This window comes from Streptosporangium sp. NPDC049376 (assembly GCF_044466505.1).
In the GTDB taxonomy this organism is placed as follows: domain Bacteria; phylum Actinomycetota; class Actinomycetes; order Streptosporangiales; family Streptosporangiaceae; genus Streptosporangium.
Window position 1 is genome coordinate 511,819 of record NZ_JBITMT010000002.1, and the last position, 26,510, is coordinate 538,328.

At 70.6% G+C, this 26,510-nt stretch carries 29 protein-coding genes; 11 read left to right on the forward strand and 18 right to left on the reverse strand.

The window, feature by feature from the left end; genetic code table 11:
* Nucleotides 1–17 precede the first annotated feature (17 nt).
* From ACIBVQ_RS07715 to ACIBVQ_RS07730, 4 genes are read right to left on the reverse strand one after another with little or no spacing between them, the layout of a single operon-like run.
* Nucleotides 18–632: a dTDP-4-dehydrorhamnose 3,5-epimerase family protein gene (locus tag ACIBVQ_RS07715; protein ID WP_362910173.1), complete on the reverse strand. Its 615-nt coding sequence runs from the start codon at nucleotides 630–632 to the stop codon at nucleotides 18–20.
* A 5-nt stretch (nucleotides 633–637) separates the two neighbouring features.
* Entirely contained in the window at nucleotides 638–1,381 is a 744-nt protein-coding gene (locus ACIBVQ_RS07720) for a class I SAM-dependent methyltransferase (RefSeq protein WP_352009904.1), read from the reverse strand.
* Between the two features lie 25 nt (nucleotides 1,382–1,406).
* On the reverse strand, nucleotides 1,407–2,528 hold the full coding sequence (locus ACIBVQ_RS07725) for a DegT/DnrJ/EryC1/StrS family aminotransferase (protein ID WP_352009905.1): 1,122 nt from the start codon (nucleotides 2,526–2,528) through the stop codon (nucleotides 1,407–1,409).
* 26 nt (nucleotides 2,529–2,554) lie between these two features.
* On the reverse strand, nucleotides 2,555–3,313 hold the full coding sequence (locus ACIBVQ_RS07730; protein ID WP_352009906.1) for a phytanoyl-CoA dioxygenase family protein: 759 nt from the start codon (nucleotides 3,311–3,313) through the stop codon (nucleotides 2,555–2,557).
* Between the two features lie 219 nt (nucleotides 3,314–3,532).
* Between ACIBVQ_RS07730 and ACIBVQ_RS07735 the strand changes: the two genes are divergently transcribed.
* From ACIBVQ_RS07735 to ACIBVQ_RS07750, 4 genes are all read left to right on the forward strand, one after another.
* Nucleotides 3,533–4,804 carry a beta-ketoacyl-[acyl-carrier-protein] synthase family protein gene (locus tag ACIBVQ_RS07735; protein WP_352009907.1) on the forward strand — a complete coding sequence of 424 codons (1,272 nt, stop codon included), beginning with the start codon at nucleotides 3,533–3,535 and terminating at the stop codon, nucleotides 4,802–4,804.
* A complete protein-coding gene (locus ACIBVQ_RS07740; protein WP_399176308.1) occupies nucleotides 4,801–6,057 on the forward strand; it encodes a ketosynthase chain-length factor in 1,257 nt (418 codons plus the stop codon). The genes ACIBVQ_RS07735 and ACIBVQ_RS07740 overlap by 4 nt, the downstream gene beginning before the upstream one ends.
* Nucleotides 6,058–6,116: 59 nt before the next feature.
* Nucleotides 6,117–6,362, forward strand: coding sequence for an acyl carrier protein (locus ACIBVQ_RS07745; RefSeq protein WP_352009909.1), 246 nt, complete (start codon nucleotides 6,117–6,119; stop codon nucleotides 6,360–6,362).
* Nucleotides 6,363–6,476: 114 nt separating this feature from the next.
* The gene (locus ACIBVQ_RS07750; protein WP_399176310.1) at nucleotides 6,477–7,418 is read left to right on the forward strand and encodes an aromatase/cyclase; all 942 of its coding nucleotides are present in this window, start codon (nucleotides 6,477–6,479) and stop codon (nucleotides 7,416–7,418) included.
* Nucleotides 7,419–7,599: 181 nt separating this feature from the next.
* On the opposite strand, the gene fabG is transcribed toward ACIBVQ_RS07750, so the two are convergent.
* Nucleotides 7,600–8,412, reverse strand: a complete 813-nt coding sequence (gene fabG, locus ACIBVQ_RS07755) for a 3-oxoacyl-ACP reductase FabG (RefSeq protein WP_352009911.1) — start codon at nucleotides 8,410–8,412, stop codon at nucleotides 7,600–7,602.
* A gap of 52 nt (nucleotides 8,413–8,464) precedes the next feature.
* A complete protein-coding gene (locus tag ACIBVQ_RS07760; RefSeq protein WP_352009912.1) occupies nucleotides 8,465–9,259 on the reverse strand; it encodes an AfsR/SARP family transcriptional regulator in 795 nt (264 codons plus the stop codon).
* Nucleotides 9,260–10,053: 794 nt separating this feature from the next.
* On the opposite strand from ACIBVQ_RS07760, the gene ACIBVQ_RS07765 reads away from it, so the two are divergent.
* Entirely contained in the window at nucleotides 10,054–10,425 is a 372-nt protein-coding gene (locus ACIBVQ_RS07765; protein WP_399176313.1) for a DUF4267 domain-containing protein, read from the forward strand.
* Here ACIBVQ_RS07765 and ACIBVQ_RS07770 read toward each other — a convergent pair whose 3' ends face one another.
* A complete protein-coding gene (locus ACIBVQ_RS07770; protein WP_399176677.1) occupies nucleotides 10,426–11,367 on the reverse strand; it encodes a GlxA family transcriptional regulator in 942 nt (313 codons plus the stop codon).
* A gap of 79 nt (nucleotides 11,368–11,446) precedes the next feature.
* Here ACIBVQ_RS07770 and ACIBVQ_RS07775 point away from each other — a divergent pair, with 79 nt between their 5' ends.
* The 3 genes from ACIBVQ_RS07775 to ACIBVQ_RS07785 all read left to right on the forward strand — a co-directional run bounded on the left by ACIBVQ_RS07775 (nucleotide 11,447) and on the right by ACIBVQ_RS07785 (nucleotide 12,506).
* Complete coding sequence (locus tag ACIBVQ_RS07775) at nucleotides 11,447–11,767, forward strand: cupin domain-containing protein (protein ID WP_362910185.1); 321 nt, start codon at nucleotides 11,447–11,449, stop codon at nucleotides 11,765–11,767.
* A 182-nt stretch (nucleotides 11,768–11,949) separates the two neighbouring features.
* Entirely contained in the window at nucleotides 11,950–12,237 is a 288-nt protein-coding gene (locus tag ACIBVQ_RS07780; RefSeq protein ID WP_352009915.1) for a type II toxin-antitoxin system Phd/YefM family antitoxin, read from the forward strand.
* Nucleotides 12,234–12,506 carry a type II toxin-antitoxin system RelE/ParE family toxin gene (locus ACIBVQ_RS07785; RefSeq protein WP_352009916.1) on the forward strand — a complete coding sequence of 91 codons (273 nt, stop codon included), beginning with the start codon at nucleotides 12,234–12,236 and terminating at the stop codon, nucleotides 12,504–12,506. The genes ACIBVQ_RS07780 and ACIBVQ_RS07785 overlap by 4 nt, the downstream gene beginning before the upstream one ends.
* A gap of 25 nt (nucleotides 12,507–12,531) precedes the next feature.
* Here ACIBVQ_RS07785 and ACIBVQ_RS07790 read toward each other — a convergent pair whose 3' ends face one another.
* Both ACIBVQ_RS07790 and ACIBVQ_RS07795 read right to left on the reverse strand, forming a co-directional pair.
* A complete protein-coding gene (locus ACIBVQ_RS07790; RefSeq protein ID WP_386193452.1) occupies nucleotides 12,532–13,005 on the reverse strand; it encodes a DUF1203 domain-containing protein in 474 nt (157 codons plus the stop codon).
* Between the two features lie 49 nt (nucleotides 13,006–13,054).
* Nucleotides 13,055–13,624, reverse strand: coding sequence for a WHG domain-containing protein (locus ACIBVQ_RS07795; protein ID WP_362910191.1), 570 nt, complete (start codon nucleotides 13,622–13,624; stop codon nucleotides 13,055–13,057).
* 72 nt (nucleotides 13,625–13,696) lie between these two features.
* Here ACIBVQ_RS07795 and ACIBVQ_RS07800 point away from each other — a divergent pair, with 72 nt between their 5' ends.
* Together ACIBVQ_RS07800 and ACIBVQ_RS07805 are read left to right on the forward strand one after the other, a co-directional pair.
* Nucleotides 13,697–14,191, forward strand: coding sequence for an FBP domain-containing protein (locus tag ACIBVQ_RS07800; RefSeq protein WP_399176318.1), 495 nt, complete (start codon nucleotides 13,697–13,699; stop codon nucleotides 14,189–14,191).
* Between the two features lie 171 nt (nucleotides 14,192–14,362).
* Nucleotides 14,363–14,959: an AAA family ATPase gene (locus ACIBVQ_RS07805; RefSeq protein WP_399176320.1), complete on the forward strand. Its 597-nt coding sequence runs from the start codon at nucleotides 14,363–14,365 to the stop codon at nucleotides 14,957–14,959.
* On the opposite strand, the gene ACIBVQ_RS07810 is transcribed toward ACIBVQ_RS07805, so the two are convergent.
* The gene (locus ACIBVQ_RS07810; RefSeq protein WP_399176322.1) at nucleotides 14,960–15,580 is read right to left on the reverse strand and encodes a DUF4386 domain-containing protein; all 621 of its coding nucleotides are present in this window, start codon (nucleotides 15,578–15,580) and stop codon (nucleotides 14,960–14,962) included.
* Between the two features lie 197 nt (nucleotides 15,581–15,777).
* Between ACIBVQ_RS07810 and ACIBVQ_RS07815 the strand changes: the two genes are divergently transcribed.
* Nucleotides 15,778–16,410 carry a TetR/AcrR family transcriptional regulator gene (locus ACIBVQ_RS07815; protein WP_352009922.1) on the forward strand — a complete coding sequence of 211 codons (633 nt, stop codon included), beginning with the start codon at nucleotides 15,778–15,780 and terminating at the stop codon, nucleotides 16,408–16,410.
* A 42-nt stretch (nucleotides 16,411–16,452) separates the two neighbouring features.
* On the opposite strand, the gene ACIBVQ_RS07820 is transcribed toward ACIBVQ_RS07815, so the two are convergent.
* From ACIBVQ_RS07820 to ACIBVQ_RS07855, 8 genes are all read right to left on the reverse strand, one after another.
* Nucleotides 16,453–19,047: a bifunctional FO biosynthesis protein CofGH gene (locus ACIBVQ_RS07820; protein WP_399176324.1), complete on the reverse strand. Its 2,595-nt coding sequence runs from the start codon at nucleotides 19,045–19,047 to the stop codon at nucleotides 16,453–16,455.
* 284 nt (nucleotides 19,048–19,331) lie between these two features.
* Nucleotides 19,332–20,168 (reverse strand): DNA-3-methyladenine glycosylase 2 family protein, encoded by an 837-nt coding sequence (locus tag ACIBVQ_RS07825; RefSeq protein ID WP_352009924.1) that lies wholly within the window; start codon nucleotides 20,166–20,168, stop codon nucleotides 19,332–19,334.
* Between the two features lie 69 nt (nucleotides 20,169–20,237).
* The gene (locus ACIBVQ_RS07830) at nucleotides 20,238–21,332 is read right to left on the reverse strand and encodes a sugar phosphate nucleotidyltransferase (protein WP_399176327.1); all 1,095 of its coding nucleotides are present in this window, start codon (nucleotides 21,330–21,332) and stop codon (nucleotides 20,238–20,240) included.
* Between the two features lie 71 nt (nucleotides 21,333–21,403).
* Nucleotides 21,404–22,525, reverse strand: a complete 1,122-nt coding sequence (locus ACIBVQ_RS07835; RefSeq protein ID WP_352009926.1) for a glycosyltransferase family 1 protein — start codon at nucleotides 22,523–22,525, stop codon at nucleotides 21,404–21,406.
* 91 nt (nucleotides 22,526–22,616) lie between these two features.
* Entirely contained in the window at nucleotides 22,617–23,543 is a 927-nt protein-coding gene (locus ACIBVQ_RS07840; RefSeq protein ID WP_352009927.1) for a lysylphosphatidylglycerol synthase transmembrane domain-containing protein, read from the reverse strand.
* A 29-nt stretch (nucleotides 23,544–23,572) separates the two neighbouring features.
* The gene (locus ACIBVQ_RS07845; protein ID WP_399176329.1) at nucleotides 23,573–24,412 is read right to left on the reverse strand and encodes a class I SAM-dependent methyltransferase; all 840 of its coding nucleotides are present in this window, start codon (nucleotides 24,410–24,412) and stop codon (nucleotides 23,573–23,575) included.
* 86 nt (nucleotides 24,413–24,498) lie between these two features.
* On the reverse strand, nucleotides 24,499–25,575 hold the full coding sequence (locus ACIBVQ_RS07850; RefSeq protein ID WP_352009929.1) for a glycosyltransferase family 4 protein: 1,077 nt from the start codon (nucleotides 25,573–25,575) through the stop codon (nucleotides 24,499–24,501).
* Nucleotides 25,576–26,505: a glycosyltransferase family 2 protein gene (locus ACIBVQ_RS07855; RefSeq protein WP_352009930.1), complete on the reverse strand. Its 930-nt coding sequence runs from the start codon at nucleotides 26,503–26,505 to the stop codon at nucleotides 25,576–25,578.
* Nucleotides 26,506–26,510: the final 5 nt, after the last annotated feature.

Consider the following 26,510-nt stretch of genomic DNA (forward strand, 5'->3'; position numbering starts at 1 on the left):
GCCGTACGGCTCCTCTCTCACGCGCCGTGCCCGGCGGCCCGCAGACCGTCCAGGGCCCGGCTCGCGGCGTAGTCCGGCAGGATCCCGGCGCGTTCCGCCTCGGCGAGCGTGGGAGCCCGCCGGTCGCGCTCGGACAGGATCAGGTCCAGGTCGCGCGGCAACGGCAGCCCCAGGGCCGGGTCGAGCGGCGAGACCGCCAGCTCGTTCTCCGCGACGTATCCCGTGGACAGCAGGTAGGAGACGGCCGTGTCGTCCTCAAGCGCGACGAACAGGTGCCCGACGCCGACCGGGAGGTAGACCGACCTGAAGTCCCGCTGGTCGAGGACCACGCTGTCCCACACGCCGTAGGTCGGCGACCCCACCCGGGTGTCGAGGACCACGTCCAGGGCGACGCCCCCGGCGCAGTAGGCGTACTTCGCCATGCCGGGAGGTGTGGCGGTGAAGTGGACGCCGCGGACCACCCCGCGCCGCGACCGGCTGTGGCTGGCCTGCGCCACCGGGAACAGCGGGCGCCCGACCGCCCTGACGAACGGTTCCTCCTGGTAGGGCGACAGGAAGAAGCCCCGTTCGTCCCCGAACACCTCGGGGGTCAGCTCGTAGGCCCCCTCGACCTTCAGCTCGCGGACGCGCATCCCGCTCACCCGGCGCCCAGGACGCCGACGTACAGGCCGGGCCCCGCCCAGTCGTGCTCGACGAACTCCGCGGCGAAGCCCGCGCGGGTGAAGGCGTCGAGATACTCCCGCCGGGAGAACAACGACATGACGTGGACGTCGGAGTGGTGGCTGATCCCCGTCTCCGGGTGGGCGGCCGTCCAGTGCACCTCCATCCGGCTGGCGGCTCCCTCCCGCTGCCACGTCGAGTGGGAGACCCGGGAGACCGTCAGGCCGCCGACCTTCACCACGTCCCCCTGGACGTGCCCGGGGAGGAAGTTCTCCGGCGCCCACCAGGGTTCGACGACCACGACGCCACCCGGGTTGAGGTGCCTGGCGAAGCTCTCCAGCGTCGCGGTCAGCTCACCGACGTCGGCCAGGTAGCCGACCGAGCTGAACATGCAGGTCACCGCGTCGTAGGTGACGCCGAGGTCGAACTTGCGCATGTCGCCCTGCCACAGGGGCACCCCGGGGACCCGGTCGCGGGCCCTGGCGAGCATCCGCTCGGACAGGTCGACCCCGGCGACCTCGCCGAACGTCCCGGCGAAGTGACGCAGGTGCGAGCCGGTCCCGCAGGCGACGTCGAGCAGGCTCCGCGCGCCGGGGTTGCGCTCGCGGATCAGCGCCGAGGTGACCGCGGCCTCCCGCTCGTAGTCCTTGCCCCTGCCCTCGTAGACCACCTCGTAGAGGTCGGCCCTGTCGTAGGCCCCGAGGACCTCGCTCTCGTTCATCTGACGCCCTCCAACGGGTCGGCTCCTACAGCGTGGACAGCACTTCGCGCAGCGCGGCGATCACCTTGTCCTGCAGCTCCTCCGACAGCGCCGGGTACATCGGCAGGGAGAAGATCTCCTTGGCCAGCCGTTCCGTCACCGGCAGCGACCCGGCGCCGTAGCCCAGGTGGGAGAAGCCGGTCATCGTGTGCACCGGCCAGGGGTAGCTGATGTTCAGGGAGATCCCGTACGACTTGAGCCGCTCGATGATCCGGTCCCGTTCCGGGTGGCGGACCACGTACACGTAGTAGACGTGCTCGTTGCCCGGCGCCGTGGACGGCAGCAGCAGCCCGCCGGGGCCGGTGAGGTCGCCGAGCGCCTCCTCATACCGCCTGGCGACCGCCTGACGTGCGGCGATGTAGGAGTCGAGTCTGCGGAGCTTGCGGCGCAGGATCTCGGCCTGCACCTCGTCGAGCCGGGAGTTGTGCCCGGGGGTCTGCACGACGTAGTAGACCTTCTCCATGCCGTAGTAGCGCAGCCGCCGCAGGTTCTGCTCGATCTCGTCGTCGGAGGTGGCCACCGCCCCCGCGTCGCCGTACGCGCCGAGCACCTTGGTCGGGTAGAAGGAGAAGGCCGCGGCGTCCCCGAGCGTCCCGGCCAGCCTGCCGTGGTGACGGGCGCCGTGCGACTGGGCGCAGTCCTCAAGGATCTTCAGCCCGTGCTCGTCGGCCAGGGCGCGCAGCGGCGCGAAGTCCACGCACTGGCCGTACAGGTGCACCGGCAGCAGCGCCTTGGTCCGCGGGGTGATCGCGGCGGCCACCTGGGCGGTGTCCATGAGGAAGTCCTCCTCGCGGACGTCCACGAAGACGGGCCTGGCCCCCGCCCCGTCGATGGCGACCACGGTGGGGGCCGCGGTGTTGGACACCGTGACGACCTCGTCGCCGGGGCCGACCCCGAGCGCCTCAAGCCCCAGCTTGACGGCGTTCGTCCCGTTGTCCACGCCGACGCTGTGCCTGAGCCCGTGGTAGGCGGCGAACTCCTCCTCGAAACCCTTGACGCTGGGCCCCAGGATCAGCTGGCCGGAACGGAAGACCGTGTCCACGGCGTCGAGGATGTCCTCACGCTCGTTGTCGTACTCCGCCAGGTAGCTCCAGACGTAGGTGCTCATGAACGTGCTCCCGGTCCTTCCGGTGGTCAGCTGTGGGCTCCGATGAGGGGGAAGACGCGGTCGTCGTCGAGCGGCTGGCCGGGCAGCAGCCCGCCCAGGTCGTCGGGGACGAGGTCGCTCGGCTCGTAGACGGCTTCGGCGTCCATGTAGACGGTGGCCAGCGAGACCCTGACCTCGTCGGTGTCGTTGCGGCCCGCCAGGTGCAGGACCCGCTCGTGGTGGAAGGTGACGTCCCCGGCCCGGACCGGGACGGTGACCCGCGGCTCCCAGACCAGGTTCACCGGGCAGCGGAAGGGGTCCTGGTCCCCGGAGTCGTCCCGCTCGTGCGGGACCAGGTGCGAGCCGGGGATGTAGCTCATGCAGCCCCGCTCGACCGGGACGTCGGTCAGCGCCACCCAGGCGGTCAGGCCGATGGACCGGCCGGCGAACGGGATGGCCGGGGCGTCGGCGTGCAGCGGGGTCAGGGCCGACCCCGCGGTGCCCTTGCGCAGGAGCTCCGACTTGAACAGCCGCAGCGGGCCTCCCGCCAGCCGTTCGGCGACGGCGGTCACCCGGGGGTGCAGCGCCAGGCCGCGCAGTTCCTCACTGACACGGTCGACGTGGGGAACCCAGTCCATGACCCGCCCGTCGGCCCGGTCCCAGTTCACCTTCTCCGCCTCGTCGAGACGGAGAAGGGAGACCGCCAGGAGGCTCTCCACCTCCTGCGGCGTCAGTACGCCGGGGATTCGGATGAACCCCTCCCGCCGATAACGCTCAACCACTTCGTCGGAGACGAGGTCGGGCATGTGCCTGCTCCTTCCCGTGTGCCCCGCGGCGCCCTCGTGGACGCCGGGAACGATCGGACGGCGCGAGTGTCTCCGACACGACTCGAAGCGCGGTCGAGCCTTCCTCCATCGGGTCCCCGAGCCGATTTCGAGCTGTGCTCAAGGCGGCTGACCCATGCTGCTGCTGGCTCCGCGATCGACGGACGCCCGCACACGGGTACACAGCCTGGAGGTACGCCGATGGAAAGTTCAGCCAGAGGCCGGCGCGTCGTCATGACGGGGATGGGCGTCCGCACTCCCGGCGGGGCAGGCACCAAGGAGTTCTGGGACCTGCTCACCTCGGGGAGGACGGCCACCCGCCGGATCTCCTTCTTCGACGCCTCGCCCTTCCGCTCGCAGGTCGCGGCCGAGGCCGCCTTCGACCCCGTCGCCGAGGGCCTGACCCCCCGGCAGATCCGCAGGATGGACCGGGCGACGCAGTTCGCCGTCGCCTGCACCCGGGACGCGGTCGCCGACAGCGGACTCGACTTCGACGCGCTCGACCCCTACCGGGTCGGGGTGAGCCTGGGCAGCGCGGTCGCCTCGGCGACCAGCCTGGAGAAGGAGTACCTCGTCATGTCGGACGCGGGCAGGAACTGGCTCGTCGACCCCGCCTACCTGTCGCCGCACATGTTCGACTACCTGAGCCCGGGGGCGATGCCCGCCGAGGTCGCCTGGACGGTCGGGGCGCAGGGGCCGGTGACGATGGTCTCCGACGGGTGCACCTCCGGCATCGACGCGGTCGGCCACGCCGTACGGCTCATCCGGGAGGGCAGCGCCGACATCATGATCGCCGGGGCGACGGACACCCCGATCTCGCCGATCGTCGTCGCCTGCTTCGACGCGATCAAGGCGAGCACACCGCGCAACGACGACCCCGAGCACGCCTCCCGGCCCTTCGACCGGACCCGTGACGGCTTCGTCCTCGCCGAGGGTGCCGCCGTGTTCGTCCTTGAGGAGTACGAGGCGGCGCGGGCCAGGGGCGCGCACATCTACGCCGAACTCGGCGCCTCGGCGACCCGGTGCAACGCCCACCACATGACGGGCCTGACCAGGCACGGCCGGGAGATGGCCGAGGCGATCAGGAACGCGCTCGACGACGCGCGGGCCGACGCCACCGACATCGACTACGTCAACGCCCACGGCTCGGGCACCCAGCAGAACGACCGGCACGAGACCGCCGCCTTCAAACTGGCGCTCGGCTCCCACGCCTACCGGGTGCCGGTCAGCTCCATCAAGTCGATGGTCGGCCACTCGCTCGGCGCGATCGGCGCCATCGAGATCGCCGCCTGCGCGCTGGCCATCGAGTACGACGTCGTGCCGCCGACCGCCAACCTCCACGAACCCGACCCCGCCTGCGATCTCGACTACGTGCCGCTGACCGCCAGGGAGCTGCCGGTGCGCACCGTGCTCACGGTCGGCAGCGGCTTCGGCGGCTTCCAGAGCGCCATGGTCCTGCGAGCCGTCGCGTGAGCGGCCCGGCCGTACGGCCCGCGCCGGCCGGGCACGTTCCCACGGTCGTCACGGGCGTCGGCGTGGCCGCGCCCAACGGCCTGGGCACCGAGGAGTACTGGCGGAACGTGCTCGAAGGCCGCAGCGGCATCACGGAGATGACCAGGTTCGACACCTCCGGCTACCCGTTCAAGCTGGCCGGGCAGATCACCGGGTTCGTCGCCGAGGACCACCTGCCCGCCAGGCTGCTGCCGCAGACCGACGTCTCGACCCGGCTGGCGCTGGCCACCGCCGACTGGGCGCTCGCCGACGCCGCCGTCGAACCCGGCGACGGGGAGAACTACGACATGGGGGTGATCACCTCCAACGCCACCGGCGGGTTCGAGTTCACCCACAGGGAGTTCCACAAGCTGTGGGACCAGGGGCCGTCCTACGTCAGCGTCTACGAGTCCTTCGCCTGGTTCTACGCGGTCAACACCGGCCAGATCTCCATCCGCAACGGGCTGCGCGGCCCCGGTGCCGCCCTGGTCGGCGAGCAGGCGGGCGGGCTGGACGCGCTGGGGCACGCCTGCCGTACGGTGCGGGAGGGCACCGGCCTGGTGATCAGCGGAGGGGTCGACTCCGCGCTCGACCCGTGGGGGTACCTCTCCCAGTTCGCGGGCGGCCTGGTCAGCGCGGAGTCCGACCCGCGCCGCGCCTACCTGCCCTTCGACGCCGCGGCCGGCGGCTACGTGCCCGGCGAGGGCGGGGCCGTACTGGTCGTGGAGTCCGCCGAGGCCGCCGAACGCCGGGGAGCGCCGCGGATCTACGGTGAGATCGCCGGATACGCGGCGGCCTTCGACCCGCCTCCCGGCTCCGACCGGCCGCCCGCGCTGCGCCACACCGCCGAGCAGGCCATCGCCCGCGCCGGTCTGCGGCCCGGCGACATCGACGTGGTCTTCGCCGACGCCGCGGGCGTGCCGCGCCTCGACCTGGCCGAGGCCCAGGCCATCAGCGGCCTTTTCGGCCCGGGGGCGGTGCCGGTGACCGCGCCCAAGGCCCTGACCGGACGGCTCTACGCGGGTGGCGGCCCGCTGGACGTCGTGACCGCCCTGCTGTCCATCAGGGACGGGGTGATCCCGCCGACCGCGCACACCAGCGACGTCCCCGGCTCCTACGGCATCGACCTCGTCGTCGGGGAGCCGCGCGCCCTACCGGTCTCGACCGCGCTCGTCGTGGCCCGTGGCAGGCACGGCTTCAACGCGGCCGTCGTGGTACGCGCCTGGACGAACTGATCCCGTTCCCAGCCCGAACCACGCCGTGGAAGACGGCGTGGTGTGAAAGGAGCACGACCATGTCCGCACTGAGCATCGACGACCTGCGCCGCGTCCTGGTGGAGTGCGCCGGGGAGGCCGAGGGAGCCGAGTTCGACGGCGACGGCCGGACGTTCGAGGAGCTGGGATACGACTCCCTCGCCCTGATCGAGACCGCCGCCAGGCTCAAGCAGCGCTACGGCATCGACCTCGACGACGGCGACGTCATGGCGGCCGAGACCCCGGCCGCGCTGCTGTCCCTGGCCAACGCGGCGGCCCGCTCCTGAGACCTCCCCGACCCTCCCGGGTCTCGGCGCCTTCCCAGGACCTCCTCGGACTTTCCGGGCATGGTGCCCTCCCGGGACGGGACCTTCCCCGACGTGACATCGAAAGGCCAGTAGATGAGCACACACCGCACCGAGCACACGCTCACGGTCGACGCCCCGGCCCGCGTGCTGTACGACCTGGTCTCCGACGCCGGGACCTGGCCCGCCGTCTTCGGGCCCAGCGTGTACGTCCGGCACCTGGAACGCGACGCGAACCGGGAGCGCTTCCGCATCTGGGCCGTGGTGAACGACGAGGTGCGGAGCTGGACCTCGCGCAGGGAGCTGGACCCGCAGGGGCTCTCGGTCACCTTCCGGCAGGAGCACAGCAGGCCCCCGCTCTCCTCGATGGGGGGCGGCTGGCGCTTCCGCGAGCTTCCCGGCGGCCGGACCGAGATCGTCCTTGAGCACGTCTTCGAGACCGACGGCACGCCGGAGGCCCTCACCTGGGTCACCGCCGCGCTCGACCGCAACAGTCCCGAGGAACTGGCCGCCCTCGCCCGGATCGCCGCCCTGGCACCGCGCCCACAGGACGTGGTCGTCTCCTTCACCGACACCGTCGAGGTGCCGGGGACCGCCGCCGAGGCCTACGACTTCATCCACCGCGCCGACCTGTGGGAGCGGCGGCTGCCGCACGTCGAACGGGTCAGCCTGCGTGAGGACGCGCAGGGCGCGCAGGTGCTGGAGATGAGCACCCGTACGGCGGACGGCGCGGCGCACGAGACCCGCTCGATCCGGATCTGCGAGCCGGGTGCCTGGATCGCCTACAAACAGCAGCTCACCCCGGCCCTGCTGCTCGGCCACAGCGGACTGTGGACGTTCACCGACGGCCCCGGCGGCACCGGCGGCGCTGTCGTGACCTCCCGGCACACCGCGGTGATCTCGCCGGAGGCGGTGCCCGCCGTCCTCGGGCCGGGCCGTACGCTCGCCGACGCCCGGGAGTACGTCCGCACGGCGCTGAGCCGCAACAGCCTGGCCACTCTGGAGGCGGCCGCCGCCCAGGCCAGGGCCGCCCGGTGACGCCCCGATGACATGACGCCGCCCCGGAGCCGAGCGGGCTCCGGGGCGGCACCGTCTGTCTGGCACTGTCTGTCTGGCACTGTCCGTCTAGGGCGATCGCGCCGTGGCGATCCCGTCCTGGACGACCCCGCCCTTGAGCGGCGCCGCCCCTCCTCGTCAGGTCGAGCCCGGCCGGGAGCCGTCAGTAGTTGCCCAGGCCGCCGCAGACGTTGAGGGCCTGGGCGGTCACGGCCTGGGCGTCGTCGTCGACGAGGTAGTCCACCATGGCCGCCACCTCCTTCGGCTCCACGTAACGCCCGATCGGGACACGGGTGGTGATGCGGCTCTTGGTCTCCTCCTCGTCCACCCCCCAGATCGCGGCGTAGTGCTTGCGCACCCGCTCGGCCATGGGCGTCTCGACGAACCCGGGACAGACCGCGTTGACGGTGATGCCGGTCCTGGCCAGTTCGAGGCCGAGCGCCTTGGTGAAACCGACCACACCGTGCTTGGAGGCCGAGTACGGAGCGGCGTGCACCACCCCCTGCTTGCCGCCCGTCGAGGCGATGTTGATGATGCGGCCCCGGCCCGCCGCCAGCATCCCGCCCGCGTTCAGCACCTCCTTCGTCATCAGGAACACGCTGTTGAGGTTGGTGTTGATGACGTCGAACCAGAGGTCGTCGTCGAGTTCGGCGGTGGCTCCTCCCCCGCTGCGCCCGGCGTTGTTGACCAGGATGTCGACGGGGCCGTACCGCTCCCTGGCCGTGCGCACGAACGCGCGGATCTCCTCGGGCCTGGAGACGTCACAGGTCGTGCCGTCCACCTCGTACCCCTGCTCACGCAGGGACTTGACGGTCGCGGCGACGTCCTCGGCCCCGCGGGCGCAGACGAAGACCGCGGCGCCACGGCGGGCGAGCCGTTCGGCGATCTCCCGCCCGATCCCGCTGGTCGCCCCGGTGACGAGGGCGACGGGACGCGCGGGACGGTCGGTCGGCGTGATGTCGGTCGTGTCGGTCAACTCGGCTCCCTCGCTTCGGCGAACACCTCACGTGCAGAGTGCCGCAGCGCGCTCAAACCCTGGTCGAGAAGCTCTCGGGGAGGCCGACGCCGTACGGCCTGGGCCGGATGCCTCCGCCGTCGGTGACCAGGTCGAGGGTCGGGTCCCCGGCGAGCATCGCCAGGTGCAGGCGGCGCAGGCGGGCCGACGGTTCGATGCCGAGCTCCTCGACGAGCTTGGCCCGCAGCCGGTGGAACTCCTCAAGCGCCCGTGACACGTTGCCCGTGCGGTACAGCGCCAGCATGAGCTGGGAACGGAAGCCCTCGTGCATGGGGTGCTCGGCGACCAGGACACTCAGCTCGGGGAGCAGCGCGGCCTGTCTGCCCAGTTGCAGGGCGGCGTCGATCCGCTGTTCGAGCACGCTCATCCGCAGGTGTTCCATGCTCATGACCTCGCGTTGCAGGATTCTGCCGTGCGGGACGTCCACCAGGGCCGGCCCCCGCCACAGCCGCAGGGCCCGTTCGAGCGTGGCCAGTGCCCGGGGGTCACCCGCCTCGTGCGCGGCGATGCCCGCGGTGGCCTGCGCCTCGAACTCCTCGGCGTCGGAGAGCCCCGGGCCGCGTTTGAGCATGTAGCCGCCGAAACAGGTGACAAGAAGCTCCTTGGGGGAACGTCCCGACTCCCTGGGCTGCGCGGCGGCGATCTTGTTACGCAACTGGAGCACGTAGGTCTGCAGGGTCGTGGAGGCGCTGCGCGGTATGCGGTCCCCCCAGAGTTCCTCCATCAGGGTGGACACCTGGACCACCCGTTCCCCGCGCAGCGCGAGAAGGGAGAGGACCTGCCGTGGCTTGCCCGCGCTCGGCACCACGGAGATTCCGCCTTCACTGATTCTCAGCGGACCAAGGACACTGATATCCAACAGATAACCCCCTCTTCTATTTACAGGTACTTTACATCTGACGTCTTCAACTCCCTGTCCAGCACCCTCAGAGCCTTACACACATCCATCTGTGAAACCATGTGACCACATCATGATCTTGACCGTGAAAAATACACGATGATTCATTCCCGTGTCCCCCGCACTACGGAACGACACACCTCACAGCGTTAACTTCGGCGTAACACGCAGGCCACACGCTCTTCTTCCACCCCTTCCCCCGGCACCCGATCCGCCTATTAGACAGGACGGACGAAGGCGTATCACTCTCCGTCGCCCATCGACTCCGGACCGGAGGAATTCTTTTCAAGAATATGTCAACCATTGCCACACGAATAATCCGGAGGTATCGGCGGGGAAGCGCCCGACGCTCTTTTCAATGAGCTTCGGGAACGTTCCCTCCACCGGGAACACCGTCACACCCACGGCTCGCCACCCCTTTCCCGAGGCGCCACAACCGCCCGCTCCCCTCCGGGAACGCCCTCCGAAGCGCCGTCCCCTCCGAGGCCGTCGCCTCCCGCATGACTCGCCCCGTTCCCCAGGAGCCGTCGCCTTCTCGGGAACCCCGCCATCACCCCCCACACAACTCGTCCCCGTTTCCCGGAGGCCGTCGCCGTCCGCCCTCCAGGAGTACCTCCACCCCATTACTAGCGCCGCTAGATTTCCTGCCTAAGGCATGCTAGCTTCACTCCTGTTCCTAGCGTTGCTAGCAAAGAGAGATGCTCATGCTCACCCCCGTCGCCTACGGGCTGGCCGTACTCCTCGATCTCCTCATCGCCTTCATCGGCCTCAGGTTCCTCCTGACGCCGGGCCCCGCCGCCGCCGGTTACGGCGTCCCCGCCAAGGAGAACGGCGACGCCGCCTACCTGACCATCAAGGGGCTGCGCGACCTGACCTACGGCCTCCTCGGCCTGGCCCTGCTGGCCTTCGCCGGCGCCAGGGCCGAGGCGTGGTTCATGCTCGTCGTCGCGATCGTCCCGTTCGTGGACACGGTCATCGTCCTACGCCACGGCGGCACCAAGGCCGTCGCCTTCGGCATCCACTTCGCCACCGCCGTAACCGTCCTCCTCAGCGCCGCCCTGCTGTTCATGGTCTGATCACCGCGACCGGGCCCGGAACGCTCGGCGGTAGGCGCCCGGGGTCGTGCCCAGGGCCGTGAGGAACCGCCTGCGGAGGTTGGTCGAGGAGGAGAGGCCGGCCCGGCGGGCGACGGCCTCCAGCGGGAGGTCGGAGGACTCCAGCAGGTCCTGGGCGACGGCGATCCGCTGGGCGAGCAGCCACTGTCCCGGGCTCGTGCCGAGCTGGTCGGTGAACCGCCGGGCGAGGGTGCGCGCCGAAAGCCCCGCCCACCCGGCCATGTCCTCGACGGTCACCGGTTCGTCGAGCCTCCCGGCGGCCCACTCCAGCAACGGCGCGAGCGTGCCGTCGATCTGCTCGGGGTGCGGCGGCGCCGAGTACTGCAGTTGCCCGCCCTCACGGTGCGGCGGCATGACCATGGTCCTGGCGATGTGCGCGGCGTACCGGGCCCCCTGGTCGCCACGGACCAGGTGCACGCACAGGTCGAACCCGGCCCCCGCCCCGGCGCTGGTGGCCACGTCGCCGTGGTCCACGTACAGCACGTCCGGGTCCAACCGGACATGCGGGAAGCGTCTGGCGAACTCCCCCGCCAACGCCCAGTGGGTGGTCGCCTGCCGCCCGTCGAGCAGACCCGCGTACGCCAGCGCGAAGGCGCCGGAGCAGATGCTGACCACCCGCGCGCCACGGGAGTGCGCGCGGCGCAGCGCCCGGACGACCTCGGAAGACGGCGGCTCCTCGACGGGCAGCCAGCCCGGGACGACCACGGTGTCCGCCTGGTCGAGTGCCTCCAGCCCGTCGTTCACGAGCATGTCGTACCCGGCGAGCGTCGGGATCGGGCCGGGCCGCTCCGCGCACACGCCGAAGGCGTACCTGACGGGAAGGCCCGGCCGTTCGACCCCGAACACCTGGGCCGCGCAGGCGAGTTCGAAGGTCGACTGCCCGGGGCGGACGAGCGCCGTCATCCGATGCATGGCAAGAAAGTACCGTACGACGTCATTCCTGACACTCGGCAGGGAGACGGCCGGCCACCAGGCTGGCCACATGACGACAGAGCGGTATGTGTGGTCCACCGTCCAGGACGCCCCGGTTCGTGAGCTCTTTCCCGGCATTCGCCTGCACTCCCTGTGGAAGGGGGGCAACGGCGCCAAGGCCTACGTGCTCCAGATGGACCCGAACACGTCCTGGCAGGGGATCGACGTCCACGACCCGGGCCCCGAGGAGGTCTTCGTGGTCTCCGGGGTCTTCAACGACGGCGACCGGGATTACCCCGCTGGCACCTTCATCCACGCCCCCGCGGGCTCCTCCCACGTCCCCCGGACGACCGTCGGCTGCACCCTCTTCCTCTTCTACCCGGAGGGCTGAACCCTTCCGCCAGAGGTCTGAGCCCCAGGTCACACGGTGCCATCCCACGAAAACCACGTCGGGCGCCGAACCGTGTTCACCGGACCCGATCCCCAGGGGCTCCAGGTCACGTGGACGTCGCCCAGGGAGGGCAATGGCCGAGAATCTGGCCGTCATATCGGCCAAGCAGATATCATGGACGTATGGAGATCATCCCGATCAGTGAGGCCAAGGATCGGCTGACCGAACTGGCCGACCGGGCCGCTCGCGAGCATGACCACTTCACCCTGACCCGGAACGGGCGGCCACACGCCGTGATCGTGTCCGTGGCCGAGTGGGAGTCCCTCCAGGAGACCCTGGAAATCCTCGCCGACCCACAGATGCGCGCCGACCTGGTCGAGGCGGCGTCCGCCGAGGCCCGCGGCGATGTGACCACCGAGGAGGAGATGGCCGCCATCATGGCGAACCGTCTTGGCAGGGCCAGCGCGTGAGCGACCGCTACACCGTCCTCCTGGCCCCTCCCGCACGACGTGCCCTGACGGCGAGTCTGCCCGAGACAGTGGCGGTCGCGGCCTGGGAGTTGATCACCGGCGCGCTCGCCAAAGAACCGTGGCGCGTCGGCAAACCCCTCCAGGAGCCATATGAGGGACTCCACGTCGCCCGACGCGGGACCTACCGGGTGATCTACCGCATCGATGAGGACAAGCACACGGTGACAGTTCAGGTCGTCAAACACCGCCGGGATTCATACCACACCTGACATCGTCACCGTGTGCGGTCTGTCCTCAGCCGCGCCGTACCTCGAAGTGGAAGCAGCCGAATTCGATCGCGCGGACGTGGACCACCGCCGTCTCCGGGTCCTCGAACACCTCCCGCAGCGCCGTGTCCGGGTCCTCGCCGGCGGCCAGGTAGCGTCCCCCCAGGATGTGCCCGTCCGTGGCGTAGGCCCGGAGCATCCGGTGCGACTCGTGCCCCGCGGGCCAGCCGTCGGACCCGGCGCCGGGACAGTCGCCGGCGTGCACGAAGATCGGCCCCTGCTCGTCGTAGGCGCCCGGGTCCACGCCCCGTTCCGCCGCCCACCGGCGCAGCGGCGCGTACGACAGCAGCGCGACCCTCTCCCCCGCTCCCGCCCTGGTCAGGCAGCAGCGCAGCGGAGCACCCTCCCGCTCGGTCGACACCCGGGGCGGACGGCCCGCGTCGTCGCCCTCCAGCAACTCCTTCACGACCTGGGCGTCGATCGCCCGAATCTCATATCCCATGCCGCCATCGTCGTACCGCCCGCACCCGGGCACCGGCGCTCCTCGGACCTCACATTTGCGACGGCCAGTTCCGCAGGAGGACGTCGAGGGCGTCCAGGTTTCTGGCCCAGGACTCGTCGATCGCCTTCGAGTGGCTGAACCCGCCCGCCGTCTCCAGGCTGACGTACCCGTGGAAGAAGCCGTGCAGCAGCCGTACGGCGTCCGTCTGGGCGGGTTCCGGCAGGTGGTAGCCGCGTAGCAGCGCCCGCGTCATCGTCGAGTGCCGGGTGGCCGCCTCGGCGGAGGCGTTCTCCGGGTCCAGTTCGAAGCGCGCCGCGGCGTATCTCCCAGGATGTTCCCTGGCGTAGTCGCGGTAGGCGTTGGCGAAGGCCACCAGCGCGTCCTTGCCCGAACGCCCGGTCAGCGCGGCGGCGGCCCGGTCGGCCAGCTCGGTCAGCGCGAGGATCGCCACCCTCGTCCTGAGGTCGCGCACGTTCTTGACGTGGGAGTACAGGCTCGCGTCCGTGACGCCGAATCCCCGCGCGAGCGCCGAGACGGTCACGTTCTCGAAGCCGATCTCGTCGGCCAGGTCCGCCGCCGCCCGCGTCAGCCGTTCGACGGTCACTCCCGCGCGCGCCATACGCCTCCCTCTCAAAACTTAGATGAATTAACCATTTGCCTAGAGTTCCTAGGAAAGGATAGCGTCCCAACCATGAGACCGGTTACCGAGCGCGACATCCGCGCGGCCTTCGTCAACTGCACCAAGGGAGAGGCGAAGCGGCTGGCCGTACCCCGGGATCTGGCCATGCGACCCTGGGACGACCTGGACTTCCTCGGCTGGCGCGACCCCGCCTCACCGGAGCGGGCCTACATGGTCGCCGAGTCCGGCGACGGCCTCGTGGCGATCGCCCTGCGCCAGGCCGCCCCCCACGCCGGTCATGTACGGCGCAGCATGTGCTCGCTGTGCCTGACCGTGCACCCCGGAGACGGCGTGAGCCTGCTGACCGCCCGCAGGGCGGGAAAGACCGGGCAGCAGGGCAACTCCGTCGGCGCCTACATCTGCACCGACCTGGCCTGTTCCCTCTACCTCCGCGGCAAGAAGGAAGTCGCCCCCGGCGCCCGCCTCCACGAGTCCCTGACCCTGGAGGAACTGATAACCCGCACCGCCACCAACCTCACGAACTTCCTGAACAAGGTCGTCGAGTAGTCCCACACGACCACCGGAAAGAGGTTCGTGTCGCTCGGCAACGCGTGTGGCGAAGTTCCGGCGACCGGCCGTACGGTCATCCGGAGGCGGCATCGCCTGTCTCGCGGTCGCCCTGGCGGATCTTGCCCATCTACGATGATCGAGTTCGGTGATCACCAGGGGAAGGGTGACATGGCGCAGGATCCGGATCATGCCTCCGTTCCCGGAACCCCGGCCGGAGGCAGGGTCATTCTGCTCAACGGCACGTCCAGTTCCGGCAAGAGCAGCATCGCCGGGGAACTGCTCGACGTCCTGGACGGGACGTGGTTCCACATGCCGGTTGACGCCTTTCACGCGATGCGGTGCAAGCGTGAGATAGCCGAGGAGGACCTGCAGGCCGAGGTCGACCGCACCGTGAAGGGCTTCCACCGCGCCGTCGCCGGTATGGCCGCGGCGGGGAACAACCTTGTGGTCGACCATCCGCTCAGCCGACGCTGGCGGTTGCTGGACCTTCTCGATGTGCTCGTGCCCGAGAACACGGTGCTGGTGGCGGTGCGCTGCCCACTGCCCGAACTGGAGCGCCGTGAGGCCGAACGTGGCGACCGGCGACCCGGGCTGGCGGCTCTGCAGTACCACCGGGTCCATTCCCACGAACTGCATGACATCGACGTCGACACGAGCGTCCACAGCCCGCGGGGATGCGCCGTCCGGATCAGCGACGCGCTGCCGGACCTGCCGCGCCCGACCGCCTTCGAGACGCTCAGGCGAACGCTGCGGCGGCCACGCTGATCACCCGGTGACCGCCGGTAGAGCCCGGGCCTTCTCGGACTCGGCCTCCTCGGACTCGGCGGGAAATCCCTTCACCGTCAGCAGCACTCCCAGGCCGACTTCGAAAAGGCCGCCGGGAACCGAAAGGGCCGTGCCGACGCCGTACCCGAGGATTTCGAGAATCGCACCCACCGCGAAAACGGCGTAGCCCACCGTCCCCCACACCGCCATGAATCCGGGCACGAGTTTCGCCCGGAACAGAACGCGGCAGAACAGCAGGCTGCCAAGGCCCAGGGAGACCATGGCGATCTGGTAGGCGTAAAGGTTCCCCTGCCGCAGGACGGCGGCCAACGACGGGGAAAGGGAGGTGTCCCGCGCGAGCGGGACCAGCAGAAGCAGGAAGACGATCCCGACGGCCAGCATCACCGCCTCGACGACCCTGGAGACCAGGTAGGCGTGGGCGGAGAGTTCGTGGTGGCGTTTCAGGACGGGGAACATCAGCACTCCGATGCCGGCGACGGCGACGGAGTTGACCAGCATCAACAGTGCTCCCGCCGACGTCCGCATCTGGTCGGCGGCGGCACCGGTCAGGGCGTTGCCGGGGATGTACACGACGAACGCGAGCAGAAAAAGAGCGCCCACGGCTCGTCCCGTTGCTCTGGCTGACATCTCTTCCCTCTTTCACCGGACCGAGCTTCACCGGACCGAGCTTCACCGGGCCGGGCTTCACCGGGCCGGGCTTCACCGGGCCCGGCGAAGCCCGGTCCGGAGTGCGCTCGTACTAAGTACGGTCACGGTAACGTACTAAGTACGAAACGACAATCGTCCAGGAGGGCGCGATGGCTCAGCTCAGCCGTGAACGGGTGTTGCGCGGCGCCCTCGCGGTCGCCGACGCGGGGGGAATCGGGTCGCTGACGATCCGCTCGCTCGCCCAGGAGCTCGGTGTCAAACCGATGTCGGTCTACCATCACGTCGCCGGCAAGGAGGAGATCCTCGACGGCATCGTCGACCTCGTCTTCCAGGAGATCGAGCTGCCGTCGGCCGACGGCGACTGGCGAGAGGAGATCCGGCGGCGGGCGTCCTCGGCCCGTCTCGTGCTGCGGCGCCACCCCTGGGCGCTCGGGCTCCTGGAGTCGCGGACCACCCCCGGCCCCGCGACCCTGCGGCACCACGACGCGGTCCTCGGCATCCTGCGCGGGGCGGGTTTCCCGGTGCGGATGGCCGCCCACGCCTACGCGCTGCTCGACAGCTACGTGTACGGCTTCGCCCTCCAGGAGGCGTCTCTGCCCTTCGACGGCCCGCGGAACGTGACCGAGATCGTCGAACCGATGGCGCAGCAGGCCTTCGCCGAGGGATATCCCCACCTCGTCGAGATGGCGACCGAGCACGTTCTCAAGCCCGGCTACGACTTCGGCGACGAGTTCGACTTCGGGCTCGACCTGATCCTCGACGGACTCACGCGGAGAAGATGACACGCTGGGCGGGAACCCCGCCGAGGGGCCCCGCCCAGCGACTCAGACCTGTTCGAGGGGCAGCAGGCCCCGGACACTGCGGCAGACACCGTCGCTGGCGGCCGAGGCGGCCAGCCGCTCGGCGTCCGGCGTGCCGTACTCCGTGGTCCGCTGACGGATCCGCCGCCCGGTCGGGGCCACCATCTCCCCGATCTCGGTGATCGTCTTGAACGAGCCGTTCTCCGAGCCCGCCATCCGGCTGATCGTCTCCTCCATCAACGTGCCGCCCAGGTCGTTGACGCCGCCCTGGAGCACCTGACGGCACAGGTCGTCACGGAGTTTGACCCACGAGCACTGGATGTTGTCGATCGCGCCGTGCAGCAGGATCCTGGCCAGCGCGTGCACGGCGCGGTTCTCCCGCGCCGTCGGTCCCGGCCTGGCGATCCCGGCCAGATAGATGGGCGCGCTGTGGTGCACGAACGGCAGCAGGACGAACTCCGAGAAACCGCCCGTCTCCTCCTGCATGCGGCGGATCAGCTGAATGTGCCGTACCCAGTGGGCGTGGGTGTCCACGTGGCCGTACATCATCGTCGAGGTCGTCGGGATGCCGACCCGGTGCGCGGTCGAGATGACCTCGATCCACTCCCTGGCCGGCAGTTTGCCCTTGGTCAGCACCCAGCGCACGTCGTCGTCGAGGATCTCGGCCGCGGTGCCGGGCAGCGAGTCGACCCCCGCCTCCCTGGCCGCGACGAGCCAGTCCTCGATGGACAGGTTCGTACGGCTCGCACCGTTGATGACCTCCATCGGGGAGAAGGCGTGGACGTGCATTCCCGGCACCCTCGCCTTGACCGCCCTAGCGATGTCGAAGTAGGCGTCGCCCGGCATGTCCGGATGGATGCCGCCCTGCATGCACACCTCGGTCGCCCCGGCCTGCCAGCCCTCCCAGGCCCGGTCCGCGACCTGCTCCAGGCTGAGGGTGTAGGCGTCGGCGTCGGTACGGCGCTGCGCGAACGCGCAGAAGCGGCAGCCGGTGTAACAGACGTTGGTGAAGTTGATGTTGCGGTTGACCACGAAGGTCACGTCGTCGCCGACCGCCTGCCTGCGCAGGTCGTCGGCGATCCGGCACAGCTCGTCGAGGGCCGCGTCGTCGGCCCCTGCCCCGTTCTGGTCGCCCGCCACGTCGAGCAGGGCGACGGCCTCCTCCTCGGTCAGCGCGGCCGGGCTCTCCGCGGCCTTCCGCAGGGCCCGGCCGACCTCCCCGACCAGCACGGAGGGAGCGGCGGCCACGGGCAGCCGTTCCCTGAGCGCGTCCCAGTCACCGTAGACGTCGTCGAAGTCCTCGCGACGGTCGGCGGTCCGCCCCTCGGTGTCCACCGCGGTGTGCAGGTCGGTACGGCCCGCCGAGACGAAGCCGCCGTCGGGCTCCTGCCAGGGACGGCCGACGAGGACGGCGTCCTCCCGCGCCAGCCCCGTCTCCGGGTCGGCGAGGGCCGCCACGTGCGCGTGAAGGCGGGGGTCGAGCCAGGGCTCACCCGCGAGCACGTACTCGGGGTAGATCGTCAGCCGCTCACGCAGCGTGAAGCCGGAGGCGGCGGTACGGGCGGCGAGTTCCTCGATCTGCGGCCACGGCCGTTCCGGGTTGACGTGGTCGGGGGTCAGGGGCGAGACACCGCCCCAGTCGTCGATCCCGGCCCTGATCATCAGGTCGTACTCGGCGTCGACCAGGTTCGGCGGGGCCTGCACCCGCATCCGGGGGCCGAGGACCAGCCGGGAGACCGCGATCGTGGCGGCCAGCTCCTGCAGGTCGGCGTCGGGCATGCCGCGCATCGCGGTGTCCGGCTTGGCGCGGAAGTTCTGGATGATGGTCTCCTGGAGACCGCCGTACTCGCGGGCCACCCTGCGCAGCGCGAACAGCGACTCGGCCCTGTCCTCGACGGTCTCGCCGATGCCGATGAGGATGCCGGTGGTGAAGGGCACGTTGCTGCGGCCCGCGTCCTCAAGGACGCGCAGCCGTACGGCGGGGTCCTTGTCGGGAGAGCCGTGGTGCGGCATGCCCTTTACCTCGAACAGGCGCCGTGAGGTCGTCTCCAGCATCATGCCCATCGACGGCGCGACCGGCTTGAGGCGTTGCAGGTCACGCCAGGTCATGACGCCCGGGTTGAGGTGCGGCAGCAGGCCGGTCTCCTCAAGGACCCGGATGGCCATCGCGCGGACGTAGGAGAGCGTGTCGTCGTAGCCGTGTGCGTCCAGCCACTCGCGGGCCTGGTGCCAGCGGTCCTCGGGACGGTCGCCGAGGGTGAACAGCGCCTCCTTGCACCCCATGGCGGCGCCCTGCCTGGCGATCTCCAGCACCTCGTCGGGGCTCAGGAAAACGCTCTCCAGCTTGTGCGGAGCGGTGGCGAACGTGCAGTACCCACAGCGGTCACGGCACAGGCGGGTCAGCGGTATGAAGACCTTGCGGCTGTAGGTGATGGTTCCCTGCCGTCCGACGGCTTCGAGACCCGCGTCCCTGACTCGGCCCGCGTGTTCGAGCAGGGTGTCGAGATGACCGTCCCTGGCGTGCAGGAGGACGGTGGCTTCGGTGAGATCAAGAGCTTTGCCGTCACGGGCGCGGGCCAGCGCCCTACGCATCGCGCTGTCGGTGGGGTTGTCGCTCATGACGGCACATTACGACCCTGCTCCGGACGGACCGGGCGCGGGGTACGGCTCCGACTTCAGCACTGCTTAAGTGGACCCTCAAGCAAATCTCGATAGACGTAAATTATTGCACCTGCATATATTGGAGGCATCCCCGGAAACCGCTCCACAGGAGTTCACGATGCTCTGGTTCCTCCTCGCCCTGCTCGCCGTGTCCGCGCTGGCCCCGCTGATAGGCACCGACACCCGTGACGGCCGTGACTGGCGCGACGACGACCCTGCCACGTCCAGGAGAAGGCTCCCCGTCAGAAGGATCGGTAGTCCCGCACCCGTGCCCTCGGCCCCCGTGCGGGCGGGCGTTCGCCGTCCGACCTCAGCAACCTGCTGACCCGGTGACGATGCCCCAGGTAGGGGGCGAGCAGCCGCAACATCCCCGCGTCGTCGGTCCGCCGCCCCGTCAGCGCCCAGCCGACCAGCGACGACAGGTGATAGTCGCCGACGGAGAGCGCGTCCGCGTCGCCGTGTGAGCGCTGGCGCACCTCGGCCGACGTCCACACCCCGATCCCCGGCAGCGCCCGCAGCAGCAGATCGGTGGCGGCGCTGTCCCCCGCCGCCTCCAGCCTCGCGGCGTACCGGGCGGCGTTCACGATCGTCCTGGCCCGTACGGCCTCGGCCCCCGCCCGGTGCCAGTCCCACGAGGGGATCGACCGGCACACCTCAGGTCCGGGAAAGACCCGCATCCCCTCGGGCGCGGGCCCCGGAGCCGGCTCACCGTAGCGGTACAGCAGCCACCGCCACGCCCGCCAGCCCTCCTCACTGACCACCTTCTGCTCCAGTACGGCGGGCACCAGGGACTCGAAGACCCGGAAAGTCCGTCCGATCCTGAGCCCTTCGTGCCGTTTCGCCGCGCGCCGTACCACCTCGTGCTCCGGGACGAAGCCCGAGACGTCGTCGTCCTCGCCGAGCAGCGCGGGCAGCGTCTCCAGCAGCCATCCGGCTCCGGGACCCCACGCCGCACCGGTGACGCGGCCGTCGGCGACGGCGACCCGCAGCGTGCCCGGCCCGTCGGGGGTGGCGCAGGTGCGCCAGAACGCCCCGTCGGGGGTGTGCCGCCAGGCGGGGTCCCCGGGACCGTGCCGCAACGGACGCAGAGTCGCCCTGAGATCGAGCGGCCGGTCCGGCCGCCACCGTCTTTCCGCCAAGGGAGAGGGTCAGCGGTCGCTGGAGAAACGGATGGCGCACTCGGGCAGCACGACACCCGGCCAGACCCGGCTGCCCGCGAGCAGTTCGTTGCCCGGCCCGACGACGGCGCCGTCACCGATGACCACGTCCCGCAGGACCGCGCCCGGCTCGACCCTGGCCCCGATGCCCACGACCGAGTCGGTCACCGACGCCCCGGCGCGGATCACGCAGTCGTCGCCGAGCACGCTGCCGGAGACCTGCGCCCCCGCCTCGACGACCGCGCGGGCGCCGACGACGGAACCGCCGTCCACCTTCGCCCCCGCGTCGACCACGGCGCCGGGCAGTGCCAGCAGGTCACCGGTCGGCCCGGGCAGGGCCGGGGAGGCCAGCCGGCCCAGGACCAGGTCGCGGGAACCCTGGACGAACGCGGCGGGGGTGCCCACGTCCAGCCAGTAGGAGGCGTCGGCGTAGCCGAGCACCAGGGCGCCGTCCTCGATGAGGCCGGGGAAGGTCTCCCGTTCGACGGAGACGACCTCCCCCGCCGGGATGGTGTCGATCACCGAGCGGGTGAAGACGTAGCAGCCCGCGTTGATCCGGTTGGTGACCGGGTTCGGTGTCTTCTCCAGGAACGCGGTCACCCGGCCGTCCCCGTCGGTCGGCACGCAGCCGAACCGCGAGGGGTCATCGACCTCGGTCAGGTGCAACGTCACCGCGGCCTGTCTGGCGATGTGCCTGGCGACCTGGTCGCCGATGTCGTGGCCGGACAGGATGTCGCCGTTGAGCACCAGCACCGGGGCGTCCGGGCCGCAGGTCAGCGCGTCGGCGGCGTTCCTGATGGCGCCGCCGGTGCCCAGCGGCGTCTCCTCCGTCATGTACTCCAGCGAGAGCCCGAACGCCGAGCCGTCCCCGAACGCCTCGGAGAACATCTCGGCCCGGTAGGAGGTGGCGAACACGATGCGCCGTACCCCGAACGAACGGGCCCGCGCCAGCTGGTGCGCCAGGAAGGGGACCCCCGCCGTGGGCAGCAGCGGCTTCGGGGTGCCCAGGGTAAGCGGACGCAGTCGCGTTCCTTGTCCTCCGACAAGAAGAATCGCCTCAAGCTCCGACAAAGAGGTCTCCATCATCCCGCGAGATTAGCTCACCGTTCAACGGCGTGCTGAATAGCCCATTAACCGATGGAAGATCGATTCTTTCGCTAATCGAGCGCACGCTGATAGGACAACAGATGGGCCTCGGCCGAGGCGTCCCAGGTGAACTCCTTCGCCCTGGAGTGCCCCGCCTCGGAAAGCGCCGCGCGGCGCTCCGGCGAGGTCAGCAGCGAACGCAGCGCGTCGGCGATGCTGGCCTCGTCGGGCTCGGTGTAGGCGACCGCGTCCCCACCGACCTCGGGCAGCGAGGTCCGGTGCGTGGTCAGCACCGGTGTGCCGCAGGCCATGGCCTCAAGGACGGGAAGCCCGAAGCCCTCCCCCCTGGAGGGGAAGGCCGCCACCAGCGCGCCGCCGAGGAAACCGGACAGGTCGGAGAAGGCCAGGAAGCCGGGACGGACGACCCTGACGTCCGAGGGCACCTCGTCGATCGCGGCGTCCACGTCGGCCTCGTGGACCCCGCCCGCCAGCACCAGCGCGGGTGGCGAGGGCAGTTCGCGCACCGCCCTGGCGAACCCCCTGATCAGGTTCGGCAGGTTCTTGCGCGGCTCCATCGGGCCGAGAAAGGCAACGTACGGCGTGCCGTGCAGCCCGAGCCGGTCGGCCGCGTGCGCCAGCTCCCGCTCCGAGGGCCGGTGGAACAGCCGGGGATCGACCCCGTGGTAGGCCACGTCGATCCTCGTCGGGTCGGCGGTCAGCACCCTGACCAGCTCGTCCCTCGTCGCCTTCGAGGGAACGACGACCCGCGCGGCGTGCCGTACGGCGGTGCGGGTCGCCGAGCGGAAGAAGGAGGCCCTGACCGTGTCGTGCTGGGAGGCCTCGGTGAACCACGTGACGTCGTGCACGGTCACCACGGCGGGCAGCCCCGAACGCAGCGGCATCGAGTAGTAGGGGGCGTGGATCACCTGGGCGCCCACCTGCTGGGCGACGACCGGCAGCCCGGTCTGCTCCCAGGCGATCCTGGCGGCCCGGTTGGCGATGCCGAGCGGCCCTGGAACGATCCTGGCCGAAGGGGCGAGCCCGGCGTAACGTTCGGCGTCGGCACGTTGGCACACGATCGCCAGATCGGCTCCCGCCCGGTCAAGCGCGGCGAGAAGTCCGTCGACATATCTGATCAGAGCACCACGGTCAGCCGGAACCGCGGCCGCGTCGACGAGCACTCGGGGCGTCAAGAACGATCACTCCCCCTCAAGGGTCAGCGCGGGCTCCTTCTCCCATTTCCCCCTCACTCTATTGCGAGCGTCTTCGAAAACGTGGGGTATATCACACGGGTTTTCCCGTTGTTTGATCGTGCGTGGGACCGACGTCACGACGGGCCGCGATCCCGGCCGCACCGGCGCAAACAAGGTCACCGACAACGATCACGATTCTGGAGCAGAGCGCCACCGTGATCGCCTGTCCCTGGCTCAGCACCGGGGCCAGCACCGCGACCATGGCCACCTCGCGCACCCCCGCCCCCGCCGGGACCACGAACGTCATGATGCCCAGGCACCAGGAGAGCGCGAACGCCCCGATGGAGAAGACGATCGCGGAAAGCCCGGAGGGGCCGAAGTCACGGACGACGGCGGCCAGGTGCAGGCCGTAGGCGGTCCAGCCGAGCAGCGCCCAGCCGAGCGCGGTGAGCATGCCCCCGCGGGTGAGCGGGCGTTCGAGCGGCTCACGCCCCAGCTTCCGCAGCCCGAACCCGAGGACCGCGTTGACCACCCGGGGCTCGAAGGCCACCGCGAGCACCGGGATCAGCAGGAACACCCAGGCGTACGGCGCCGCCGAACCCGGCATGGCGGCCAGCAGCGTCACCCCCGAGACCACCAGCCCGCTGCCCAGTTGCACCGGCATCGTCAGGAAGAACGCCGCCGCGCTGCGCGACCTGGGCACGCCGAGTTCCCTGCCCATCTCCATCTGGGCCAGGACCGGCCACAGCGAGCCGGGGATGTACTTGCCGAGCTGGCCGACGAAGAAGACCTTCGCGGCGGGGCGGAACGGCAGCGGCGAGCCGAGGTCGGCCAGCAGCGCCCGCCACGTCATCATCCCGCCGCCCAGCGCGGCGATGACGGCCAGCAGCGACAGGACCAGGCCGGGCCAGGAGAGCCGGGCGAACCCGGCGCGGATGTCGTCCCACTGCCGGGCGACCGCCCACGCGCCGAAGCCGAGCGCGACGACCAGGAACGCGATCCGGACCAGGCGTTTCACGCTCTCACGGTTCCAATCTCACAGGGGTCTCACAGAGGGAGCACCGGCTCCGGCGGCTGCGGCAGGGCGGCCCCCGCGGGACGGCGCCGCCCCTTGGTCGCCACCCACAGGTAGGTCGGCACGACCGGCAGCAGCGCGCCGAGCACCGGCCGGGGCAGCCGGGACAGGACACCCTCCGCAGCCCGGCCGACCGCGCCGGGGAACAGCTCGGACCCGGCGAACTCCGCCGGGGTGGCCAGCACCGGGAAGGTGTAGTCCCACACCCGCAGCCCCCTGACCATCCGGCGCAGCCCCCTGCGGGTCCGGTAGCGCTCGTAGTAGCTGTCGGCCCGCCCGGACAGGCGCACGTAACGGTCGGCGAGCGCGGGCGGCAGATAGGACAGGAACGGCAGCCTGTAGTGCGGCTCCATCACCCCGAGCCGGTTGCCCAGGCCCAGGTAGAGCACGCCGTCGGGGGCCAGCACCCGGCGCATCTCCGCCATGATCGCGTCAGGGTCCACCACGTGCTCGTAGATGTGGTTGAAGACCAGCACGTCGATGGAGTCGTCGGGGAAGGGCAGCGCCGTACCGTCGGCGCAGACGAAGCTGACCCGCTCACCGAACCGCGTCGAGGCCTTGCGCAGGCCCGGCACGTCGATGTCCACGCCGAACGTCCGCCGCGCGCCCGCCGCCGCCAGCTCGTCGGCGATGAACCCGGCCGAACAGCCGATGTCGGCGACCGTCAGCCCTTCGAGGACCCGCTCCCTCCTGCCGAGGAAGTGGCCGAGCACCGCCACGATCTTCGCGGCCTTGCGGCGGCGTTTCTCCTCGTCCAGCATGGCCGCCTGGAACTCGGAGTACTCCAGCTGCGCAACCCGCTCGCCGCTCATCGTCCGTTCACCGTTCCTCGTCGCCATCACGGCCCGCCCCTGCCCGCCGGGGCGCGCGGCCCAAGCGTACCGGCGTGCCGTGTCCCTTACCGGTCACCGACCAGAGCCGCCAGGTAGGCGTCCCAGTAGGGTTCGGGGTCGACCGGCTTGACCCCGGACCGCAGCCGTTGCGGCTCTCCCGGCCGGTAGAAGGCCTCAAGCGCGGCCCGCAGGGACTCCACCGAGCCCGGCTCGACCAGCAGGCCGTCCACGCCGTCGGTCACGTGGTCGCCGAGCGTCCCCACCCGGCTGGCGATCACCGGCACGCCCTGTTCGTGGCCGAGCCACACCTGCTGGCTGGCCGTACCGCCGCGGTAGGGCAGGACCAGCGCGTCCACGTCGGCGAACAGCTCCGGCACCTCGGTGTCGGCCACGTAACCCGGTCGCAGTTCGACCCGGTCGGTCAGCCCGAGCTGCGCGACCAACGCCTTCGTCTCGTCGAGACCGCCCCAGAACTCTCCGGCGACACGCAGCGAGACCCCTTCGGGCAGCGCCCTGATCAGCACGTCGAGCCCCTTGTACGGACGGACCAGGCCGAAGAACAGCAGCCGGCCGGCCACCTCCTCACCCGCCCCCCGGGCACGTCCGCGCAGGGCGGCGGGCAGGTGCGGCGCCATCTCGGCCACCGTCACCGGAGCGGGCGTCAGCCCTCGGGCCAGGTCCCCCTGCGCCCGCGAGTGGGCCAGCACCCCGTCGACCCTGCGCAGCAGCGCCCGCATCAACGGCACGTCGTACGGCTTGCGCTCGTGGGGCAGCACGTTGTGGCACAGCGCGACGACCCGGGTACGGCGCCGCAGGCCGTACAGGATGCCCAGGTAGGCGGGCACCTGCACCGGGCTGAGCACGACGAGGATCACCAGGTCGGCCCCCGCCAGGCGGCGCCCCGCGCGCACCCAGCCGTCGGGACGGCGCCAGTCGAGGTCGCGCAGGACGTTGGGGAAGGGGGCGCCGTCGGGGGTGTCCACGGTCTGGGTGCCTGGGTAGAGGAAGGAGGGGTACTGCGCCCGCCACGACTCGATCAGCACGTCGTGCCCGGCAGCCCGCAGACGGTGGGCCAGTTCCGTGGTGTGCGCGACCCCGCCGCCCTTGTAGGGGTGGGCGGGCCCGACGATCGCGACGCGCATCTACTCGCTCCTGGAGCGCACGATGAGGTCGGCCAGCAGCGCGAGCGAGCCGATGAGCAGACCGGACAGGAAGATGACGATGGTGTTGCTGGTCAGGTAGAACCCGTAGCGGATCATGTCGACCACGCCCTTGACCAGGCCGATGCCGACCAGCCACAGCGCGGGCGGCATGAGGACCTTGAGGGGGTTGAAGTACATGACCATCCGCAGCACCTGCAGGATGTAGCGGTAGGCGTCGGAGACGAAGCTGAACTTCGACGTGCCCGCCCGCTTGCTGTACTCGATCGGCAGATAGTAGACGTCGTGCTGGTTCGACAGGAACGACAGCGTGATCGTGGTGACGCAGGAGAAACCGGGAGGCAGCAGCCGCAGGTACGGCTTGGCCACCGACTTGCGGAAGGCTCGAAGCCCGCTGTTCAGGTCGGGGATCTTCTGCCCGGCGAGCCGCTCGGCCACCTTGCGGATGAACCACTTGGCGGGCACCCTCAGGAACTTGTGCGAGCCCTCCTCGGTGGTCCGCGCGCCCACGACCTGGTCGATCGCCGCGTCCTTGTCCAGGATCGCCACCAGCTCGGGGATGCGCTCGTTCGGGTAGGTCATGTCCGCGTCGGTCCACACGACGATCTCGCCCCTGGCCTCCTGCGTGCCGATCCTGCGCACGGTGCCCGAGCCGCCGTTGCGGTGGAAGGCCCGCACCCGCATGTTGGGGAAACGCGGCGCGGCCTCGTGCAGCCTGGCCAGGGTCGCGTCGGTCGAGAAGTCGTCGACGGCCACGAGCTCGTAGGTGTAACCGCTGTCGTCCATCGCCCGGCAGATGCGCTCGACCTCGTCGATGACGTGGTTCTGCTCGTTGTAACAGGGCAGGACGATTGTGACGTACGGTGTTGCGTCCACGGCGGTTCCACTCTTCGGCGTCTCGGGCGTGCTCACGACGG

Coding starts and splice junctions, on each gene's coding strand:
- ACIBVQ_RS07715 (WP_362910173.1), bottom strand. CDS start 632: ATGCGCGTCCGCGAGCTGAAGGTCGAGGGGGCCTACGAGCTGACCCCC.
- ACIBVQ_RS07720 (WP_352009904.1), bottom strand. CDS start 1,381: ATGAACGAGAGCGAGGTCCTCGGGGCCTACGACAGGGCCGACCTCTAC.
- ACIBVQ_RS07725 (WP_352009905.1), bottom strand. CDS start 2,528: ATGAGCACCTACGTCTGGAGCTACCTGGCGGAGTACGACAACGAGCGT.
- ACIBVQ_RS07730 (WP_352009906.1), bottom strand. CDS start 3,313: ATGCCCGACCTCGTCTCCGACGAAGTGGTTGAGCGTTATCGGCGGGAG.
- ACIBVQ_RS07735 (WP_352009907.1), top strand. CDS start 3,533: ATGGAAAGTTCAGCCAGAGGCCGGCGCGTCGTCATGACGGGGATGGGC.
- ACIBVQ_RS07745 (WP_352009909.1), top strand. CDS start 6,117: ATGTCCGCACTGAGCATCGACGACCTGCGCCGCGTCCTGGTGGAGTGC.
- ACIBVQ_RS07750 (WP_399176310.1), top strand. CDS start 6,477: ATGAGCACACACCGCACCGAGCACACGCTCACGGTCGACGCCCCGGCC.
- ACIBVQ_RS07765 (WP_399176313.1), top strand. CDS start 10,054: ATGCTCACCCCCGTCGCCTACGGGCTGGCCGTACTCCTCGATCTCCTC.
- ACIBVQ_RS07770 (WP_399176677.1), bottom strand. CDS start 11,367: ATGACGGCGCTCGTCCGCCCCGGGCAGTCGACCTTCGAACTCGCCTGC.
- ACIBVQ_RS07775 (WP_362910185.1), top strand. CDS start 11,447: ATGACGACAGAGCGGTATGTGTGGTCCACCGTCCAGGACGCCCCGGTT.
- ACIBVQ_RS07780 (WP_352009915.1), top strand. CDS start 11,950: ATGGAGATCATCCCGATCAGTGAGGCCAAGGATCGGCTGACCGAACTG.
- ACIBVQ_RS07790 (WP_386193452.1), bottom strand. CDS start 13,005: ATGGGATATGAGATTCGGGCGATCGACGCCCAGGTCGTGAAGGAGTTG.
- ACIBVQ_RS07795 (WP_362910191.1), bottom strand. CDS start 13,624: ATGGCGCGCGCGGGAGTGACCGTCGAACGGCTGACGCGGGCGGCGGCG.
- ACIBVQ_RS07800 (WP_399176318.1), top strand. CDS start 13,697: ATGAGACCGGTTACCGAGCGCGACATCCGCGCGGCCTTCGTCAACTGC.
- ACIBVQ_RS07805 (WP_399176320.1), top strand. CDS start 14,363: ATGGCGCAGGATCCGGATCATGCCTCCGTTCCCGGAACCCCGGCCGGA.
- ACIBVQ_RS07815 (WP_352009922.1), top strand. CDS start 15,778: ATGGCTCAGCTCAGCCGTGAACGGGTGTTGCGCGGCGCCCTCGCGGTC.
- ACIBVQ_RS07820 (WP_399176324.1), bottom strand. CDS start 19,047: ATGAGCGACAACCCCACCGACAGCGCGATGCGTAGGGCGCTGGCCCGC.
- ACIBVQ_RS07830 (WP_399176327.1), bottom strand. CDS start 21,332: ATGATGGAGACCTCTTTGTCGGAGCTTGAGGCGATTCTTCTTGTCGGA.
- ACIBVQ_RS07845 (WP_399176329.1), bottom strand. CDS start 24,412: ATGAGCGGCGAGCGGGTTGCGCAGCTGGAGTACTCCGAGTTCCAGGCG.
- ACIBVQ_RS07850 (WP_352009929.1), bottom strand. CDS start 25,575: ATGCGCGTCGCGATCGTCGGGCCCGCCCACCCCTACAAGGGCGGCGGG.